We start from the raw sequence: 6,878 nt of genomic DNA, 5'->3' as shown, positions 1-6,878 counted from the left end.
CCCTGGGCTGTGCTCATGTTTGTCTCCTCTTGATGTGTGCAGTGGCCGCGCTTAAACTGAATTCATAATTATTGGCAGCCGGCTTGCATGGGGCTGACAAGGCGCAGGTCACTGCCCTGCGCCCTGCTCCGTCCTCATTTGATCAAGGCATGCACGTCGCGAAATTCGGGGTGGTCGGCGGTGCGCAGCCACTCGAATGCCACCATCTCGGTAGTCACCAGCTCGGCGCCCGCGCCGGCCAGGCGGTCAAAAGCGGCGTCGCGGTTTCGCTCGGTGCGCGAGCTGCAGGCGTCGGTGACGACCCAGACGTCGAACTCCTGCTCGATCAGCTCCAGCGCGGTCTGCAGCAGGCAGACATGGGCTTCGCAGCCCGCCACCACCACGGTCTGGCGCTCGGCCACCGGCGCAGCCGCCGGTTTCTGCAAGTGCTTGGGCAGGCTGCGCGCGTTGCCGCCGGTGTTCTGGCGCGCGGGTGGACGCAGCCAGTCGGCCAGGCCGTCGGACACGGCGCCGAAATGCATCTTGGACAGCGTCTTCTGGCACAGCTCACGCAACTCGGGCGGGTTGTGGCCCAGCTTCTCGGGGTTCTGCTCGGTGCCCCAGACCGGCACGCGCAGCAGCTTGGCCATCTGCGCCAGGCGCACGGCATTGGCCAGCACCTGGGGGCCTTCGAAGATGGCGGGCATCAGGCGGGTCTGGTAGTCCACCAGCACCAGTTGGGAATCGGAGGCGTCCAGCAGCATCGGGCTTTCTTTCAGGTCATGGGAGCGTTCGGGGAAGCCGGCATTCTCGCAGCCAAACCCGGGCGTGGCGGGCAGCGTGCGCGCACCGGCCATCCCGCCAGACCGACCCATCAGCGGATCAGCAGGCGAAAGTGGTTGTAAATCAAGGGGTTGGAGTCCGATTTTCACTTGACTTACCGCAGCGGCGCCGATACCCTCGCTGCCATGACGCGTTGGGCCCCTATTCTTTTGTTGAGCTGTTCTGCGGTGGTGGCACATGCCGCCCCCGGTAACACCGGTTATGAAGACATGGACAAGCTGCTCAACGACAAGGGCCTGATGTCGCGCATCGGCCAGCAAGTGCAGCATGCTCGCGACACCATGAGCGACCAGGCTTCCAGCCTGGTCATCAACGCCATCGCCTTCCTCGACGTGCCTTACCGCTACGGCGGCAACACCGCCGAAACCGGCTTCGACTGCAGCGGTTTCGTGCGCGCGGTCTACGAACAATCGCTGGGCAAGATCCTGCCGCGCCGCTCCGACGAGCAGGCTGCGGCCACCCAGAAAATCGATCGCAGCGAACTCAAGCCGGGTGACCTGGTGTTCTTCAACACCATGCGCCGTGCCTTCAGCCATGTCGGCATCTACGTCGGCGACGGCAAGTTCATCCACTCGCCCCGTTCCGGCGCGCAGGTGCGCATGGAAAACATGCACAACACCTACTGGACCAAGCGGTTCAACGGTGCGCGGCGTGTGGAAGTGGCCGACGCGCAATAACGCTGAGGCAACCGTTTCCTGCACGGGCCGAGCGCCCTGCAACCCCGGCCGTCCAGGCCATCTCCCCCCCACTCAGTCCAGCCGGATATTGGCGCCCTTCAGGCGCTGATTGTTTTTCCATTCCGCCGCGATCTGCTGCACGAACGCCTGCCGGCTGCCCGTGGCGGGCAGGTTGTCGGACGCCAGCAGCCGCTCGCGAATCAGCGGTGTCTGCACTGCAGCGTTGATCTCGGCGTTCAGCCGATCCAGCATGGCGGGCGGTGTGCCGCCCGGCGCGAACAGGCCGAACAACGAGGTGACGTTGGCGTGCGGCAAACCCAGCTCGGCAAAGGTCGGCACCTCCGGCAACACCTCCAGCCGCTGCGGCGAGCCGACCGCCAGGGGCTTGAGGTGCCCGGCGCGGATGTGGCGCAACTGCGCCGGGGCCACGTTGGTGGAGAGCAGTTCAAACTGCCCGCCCAGAGCGTCGCTGAGCTGCTGCCCGCCGCCCTTGTAGGGAATGTGGGTGACGCTCACACGGCTGCCGATCTGCACTTGCTCCAGCACCAGATGGCCGGCCGTGGCCACGCCCGAGGTGGCCCACCGCAGGCCGCTTGGTCGCGCCCTTGCCTGCGCCAGCACATCGGCAAAGGTCTGGCCGGTGAAGGCCGGCGTGCCGACCAGCAGCACCGGGGTGAACATCAGGCTCGCCACCGGCGCAATGTCGCGAAACGGGTCATAGCCCACGCGGCCAAGGTGCGGGCGCAGCGTGAGCGGGCTCACCGCGGAGAGCGCTAGCGTGTGACCGTCGGGGTGGGCGCGCGCCAGCACCTGCATGCCCACGCTGCCCCCGCCACCGGCGCGGTTCTCCACCCGCACCGGCACACCGAGTTGCTCAGCCAGACGTTCGGCCAGCGCGCGCGCCACGCCGTCGCTCAGCCCACCGGTCGGGTAGACCACGATGATGCGCAGCGGCATGGACGGCCAGGGCGCTTGCGCGGCAGACAGTCGCCACGGCAGCACGCCGGCCAGCGCAAGCAAGGCCGGCACGGCACGGCGGCGCGACCAGAGGGCGACGCTCATGCCGCCGCGCTCCCGCGCCGTTCGCGTGCCTGCGACTTGCGTGCCGTCTCGCGCGCGATCTTCAGGAAGTTCGCCACCGCCCCCACACCATCAGCGGTGCGGTAGACCAGGGTCAGCGGCGCGTCGAGCGGCGTGCCATCGGCCAGCGGCAGGTAAGTCACCGCCTGCGGGTGCAGGCCGCGCATCGAGGCAGGCACCACGGCAATGCCCGCCCCGGCCGCGGCCAGGTTCAGGCAGCTGCCCATGCGCTCGACCTCGGCCACGATGCGTGGACGAAAACCCTGCGCCTCACAGAGCGCCAGCAGGTTGGCGTAAAGGCCGGGCGCGCCGGGCTGACGCACCAGGATGAAACCCTCGTCGCGCAGCGCCGCCAGGCTCAGGCTGCTTGCGCTTGTGCGTTTGCGCGCCGCCAGCGGATGGTCAACCGGCAGCGCAACCAGCACCGGCTCGCGCAGCAAGACCTCGAAGGTCAGCCCCTCGGGCTGCGACACCGGCACGCGGATCAGGCCGCAATGCAGGCGCCCGGCGGCCACCGCGTCGGTGATGCCGGCGGCATGGTCTTCGCGGATCGACAGCGCAATGCCCGGCCAGGCACGCCGGCAGGCGCGCAGCGCCTCGGGCGTGAAGGCATGGGCGGCCGCAGAACTGGTGAAGCCCACATGGAGCACGCCCGACTCACCACGCGCGACCCGCGCCATGCGCTGCTGCATCGACGCCATGTCGTCCACCAGCCGGCGCGCCTCGACCTCGAACACCCGGCCGGCTTCGGTGAGCGTGACGCCTTTGGCGTGCCGACGGAACAGCGCCACGCCCAGCGAGTTTTCCAGCGCCTTGATCTGCAGGCTCAGCGGCGGCTGCTGGATGCCCAGGCGCTCGGCCGCGCGCGTCATGTGGCCCGCGTCGGCGACGGCGAGGAAATAACGCAGGTGCCGCATGTCCATATCTGCAAGGTATTGAGATGGTCGTTTCAGTATATTTGACGCAGGGTTCCTGCAGACCTATCGTGCCGTGGCTTGACCCACCACAAAGGAGACACCATGCCTCTTCGCCCCCTCACCTGGCCCGCGCTGCTGGCGCTGACCGCCCTGCTCGCCCACACCGGGATGGCCAGCGCCCAGGCGTCCGCCCCGCAGCCACGCGCCTGCCCCACGGAGGTGCCCTCGAACGCGGTCTGCCATACCGGCGAAGATGGCCTCGGTGGTTTCTACTGGATCGCCATCCCGGCGGGCTGGAAGCCCCAGACCGGTGTGCTCGTGATGCACGCGCATGGCGGGCCGGCCGACACAGGCCCGGCCAGGCTGGCTCGTGGTGAGGAAGACCTCAAACGCTGGGCCGTGACGGTGAAGGCCGGTTACGCCTGGGCTGGCGCCACCTACCGGCGCGGCGGCTTCGGTGTGAGCATGGCGGCGGAAGACACCGAACGCGTGCGGCGCATCTTCGTGAAGCACTTCGGCCCACCGCGCCGCACCATCCTGCACGGGCAGAGTTATGGCGCTTCGGTGGCGGCGAAGGGTGCGGAGATGTACGCCACGGTGGACGGGCCGAACGGGCCGGTGAAAGGACCATACGACGCCATGCTGCTCACCAGCGGCATGCTGGGCGGCGGCACCCGCGCCTACGACTTCCGCCTCGACCTGCGCGTGGTCTACCAGTACGTCTGCAAGAACCACCCCAGGGCCGACGAGCCCCAGTACCCGCTCTGGCAAGGCCTGCCGATGGACGCCCGGCTCACACGCGCCGAGCTGGCCAACCGCGTGGACGAGTGCACCGGCGTGCGCAAGCCCGCCGCGCAACGCAGCGAGCAGCAGAAGGCCAACCTCGCCAACATCGTCAACGTGATCCGCATCCCCGAGCGCTCACTGATCGCCCACCTCAACTGGTCCACCTGGCTGTTCCGCGACCTCACGCAGCTGCGCCTGGGCAACCGCAACCCGTTCAACAACACCAACGTGCGCTACACCGGTTCGTCGGACGACGTGGCACTCAACGCAGGGGTGCAGCGCTACACGGCCGAGCCGGCCGCAGTGGCCGAGCTGGCGCAGGACAGCGACCCGCAGGGCCGCATCAACATGCCGGTGCTGTCGCTGCACGCCATCAACGACCCAACGGCCTTCGTCGAACTGGAGTCTGCCTACCGCGAAACCATCGAGCGTGCCGGCCAGGGTGCACGCCTGGTGCAGACCTTCAGCGAGGAGTCCGAACACAGCTACCTGAGCGAACCGCAGTACCCGGCCCTGTTCACCGCGTTGCTGCGCTGGGTTGACCAGAGGGAGAAGCCAACGCCGCAGTCGGTGGCCGCGCTCTGCAAGACGTATGAGGCCGCCTACGGCGAGAGCTGCAAGCTGCTGCCGGACTACCGCAGCGCCCCGCTGGCCAGCCGCGTGCCGCCACGCTGAAGCGCCCGCCGCACGCATGAAAAAAAGCCGCGGACCTGTGAGGGCCGGCGGCTTTTTCTTTGAGCGGCTGCGGCGCTTACTTGCGCGGCGGCGGCACGTCGGTGCAGGAGCCGTGTGCGATCTCGGCCGCCATGCCGATACTCTCGCCCAGGGTCGGGTGCGGGTGGATGGTCTTGCCGATGTCCACCGCGTCCGCGCCCATCTCGATGGCCAGTGCAACCTCGCCAATCATGTCGCCGGCGTGGGTGCCGACCATGCCGCCACCCAGGATCTTGCCGTGGCCATGGGCTTCGGGCGAGTCGTCGAACAGCAGCTTGGTCACGCCCTCGTCGCGGCCGTTGGCAATGGCGCGGCCTGAAGCCGTCCAGGGGAACAGGCCCTTCTTGACCTTGATGCCCTGCGCCTTGGCCTGGTCTTCGGTGAGCCCCACCCAGGCCACCTCGGGGTCGGTGTAGGCGACGCTGGGGATCACGCGGGCGTTGAAGGCGGCACTGGCCAGCTCCTTGTTGCCCTGCAGTTCACCGGCAATCACCTCGGCCGCCACGTGCGCTTCGTGCACCGCCTTGTGCGCCAGCATGGGCTGGCCCACGATGTCGCCGATGGCGAAGATGTGCGGCACGTTGGTGCGCATCTGGATGTCGACGTTGATGAAGCCGCGGTCGGTCACCGACACACCGGCCTTCTCGGCGCCGATCTTCTTGCCGTTGGGCGTGCGGCCCACGGCTTGCAGCACCAGGTCGTAGGTCTGCGGCTCGGGCGCTTTGCCGCCCTCTTCCGCCGCCGCAAACGTCACCTCGATGCCGGCTTCGGTCGCCTTGGCACCCACCGTCTTGGTCTTCAACATGATGTTGTCGAAGCGCTTGGCGTTCATCTTCTGCCAGATCTTCACCAGGTCGCGGTCGGCGCCCTGCATCAGGCCGTCCATCATCTCCACCACGTCCAGGCGTGCGCCGAGCGTGCTGTAGACCGTGCCCATCTCCAGGCCGATGATGCCGCCGCCCAGGATCAGCATGCGCTTGGGCACTTCCTTGAGCGCGAGCGCACCGGTGCTGTCCACCACGCGTGGATCGTCGGGCATGAAGGGCAGGCGCACGGCCTGGGAGCCGGCCGCGATGATGGCTTTCTTGAAGGCCACCACCTGCTTCTTGCCGGTCTTCTCCTGGCCGGTGGCGCCGGTGGTCTCTTCCACTTCGAGGTGGTTGGCGCCGACGAAGCTGCCGACACCGCGCACGGTGGTGACCTTGCGCATCTTGGCCATGGCCGCCAGGCCGCCGGTGAGCTTGCCGATCACCTTTTCCTTGTGGCCGCGCAGCTTGTCGATGTTGAGCTTGGGTGCGCCGAAGTCCACGCCAAGGTCTGCCATGTGGCTGACCTCGTCCATCACCGCTGCCACGTGCAGCAGCGCCTTGGACGGGATGCAACCCACGTTCAGGCACACGCCACCCAGGGTGGCGTAACGCTCGACGATGACGACCTTCAGGCCCAGGTCGGCGGCGCGGAAGGCCGCGCTGTAACCACCGGGGCCACCGCCGAGCACGAGCACGTCGCACTCCAGATCGGCGCTGCCGCCGAAGCTGGCAGCGGCCGGTGCGGGCGTTGCCGCAACGGGTGCTGCAGCCGGTGCCGGTGCAGGGGCCGCGGCGGGTGCCGGTGCGCTGGCGGCGGGCGCGGTAGCCGCAGCGCCGTCCGCTTCCAGCGTGAGCACCACACTGCCCTGCTTGACCTTGTCGCCCAGCTTGACCTTGAGCTCCTTGACCACACCCGCCGCGGAGGACGGAATCTCCATCGAGGCCTTGTCGGACTCGACCGTGATCAGGCTCTGCTCGGCCTTGACCGTGTCGCCGGCTTTCACCAGCAGCTCGATCACCGTGACCTCGTCGAAGTCACCGATGTCGGGGACTTGAATATCCATGCTTGCCAT

6 protein-coding genes are annotated in these 6,878 nt (G+C 68.0%); 2 read left to right on the top strand and 4 right to left on the bottom strand.

Annotation, left to right across the window (positions count from 1 at the left end; all coding sequences use genetic code 11):
- Window positions 1-134: 134 nt before the first annotated feature.
- Window positions 135-743 carry an isochorismatase family protein gene (locus HPA01S_RS14790; protein ID WP_066271483.1) on the bottom strand — a complete coding sequence of 203 codons (609 nt, stop codon included), beginning with the start codon at window positions 741-743 and terminating at the stop codon, window positions 135-137.
- A 204-nt stretch (window positions 744-947) separates the two neighbouring features.
- On the opposite strand from HPA01S_RS14790, the gene HPA01S_RS14785 reads away from it, so the two are divergent.
- Window positions 948-1,499 (top strand): C40 family peptidase, encoded by a 552-nt coding sequence (locus HPA01S_RS14785; protein ID WP_066271471.1) that lies wholly within the window; start codon window positions 948-950, stop codon window positions 1,497-1,499.
- Window positions 1,500-1,571: 72 nt separating this feature from the next.
- Here HPA01S_RS14785 and HPA01S_RS14780 read toward each other — a convergent pair whose 3' ends face one another.
- Both HPA01S_RS14780 and HPA01S_RS14775 read right to left on the bottom strand, forming a co-directional pair.
- Window positions 1,572-2,561, bottom strand: coding sequence for a Bug family tripartite tricarboxylate transporter substrate binding protein (locus HPA01S_RS14780; RefSeq protein WP_066271470.1), 990 nt, complete (start codon window positions 2,559-2,561; stop codon window positions 1,572-1,574).
- Complete coding sequence (locus HPA01S_RS14775; protein WP_066271466.1) at window positions 2,558-3,502, bottom strand: LysR family transcriptional regulator; 945 nt, start codon at window positions 3,500-3,502, stop codon at window positions 2,558-2,560. The genes HPA01S_RS14780 and HPA01S_RS14775 overlap by 4 nt, the downstream gene beginning before the upstream one ends.
- 96 nt (window positions 3,503-3,598) lie before the next feature.
- Between HPA01S_RS14775 and HPA01S_RS14770 the strand changes: the two genes are divergently transcribed.
- Entirely contained in the window at window positions 3,599-4,957 is a 1,359-nt protein-coding gene (locus HPA01S_RS14770; protein WP_066271463.1) for an alpha/beta hydrolase, read from the top strand.
- Window positions 4,958-5,033: 76 nt separating this feature from the next.
- Here the strand turns inward: HPA01S_RS14770 and lpdA are convergent, their stop codons facing one another.
- The gene (lpdA, locus tag HPA01S_RS14765) at window positions 5,034-6,878 is read right to left on the bottom strand and encodes a dihydrolipoyl dehydrogenase (protein ID WP_066271461.1); all 1,845 of its coding nucleotides are present in this window, start codon (window positions 6,876-6,878) and stop codon (window positions 5,034-5,036) included.

The organism is Hydrogenophaga palleronii NBRC 102513, from assembly GCF_001571225.1.
GTDB classification, from domain to species: Bacteria; Pseudomonadota; Gammaproteobacteria; order Burkholderiales; family Burkholderiaceae_C; genus Hydrogenophaga; species Hydrogenophaga palleronii.
Note: the sequence above shows the minus strand (reverse complement) of the source record. Positions and strands in the feature narration are given on the sequence as shown.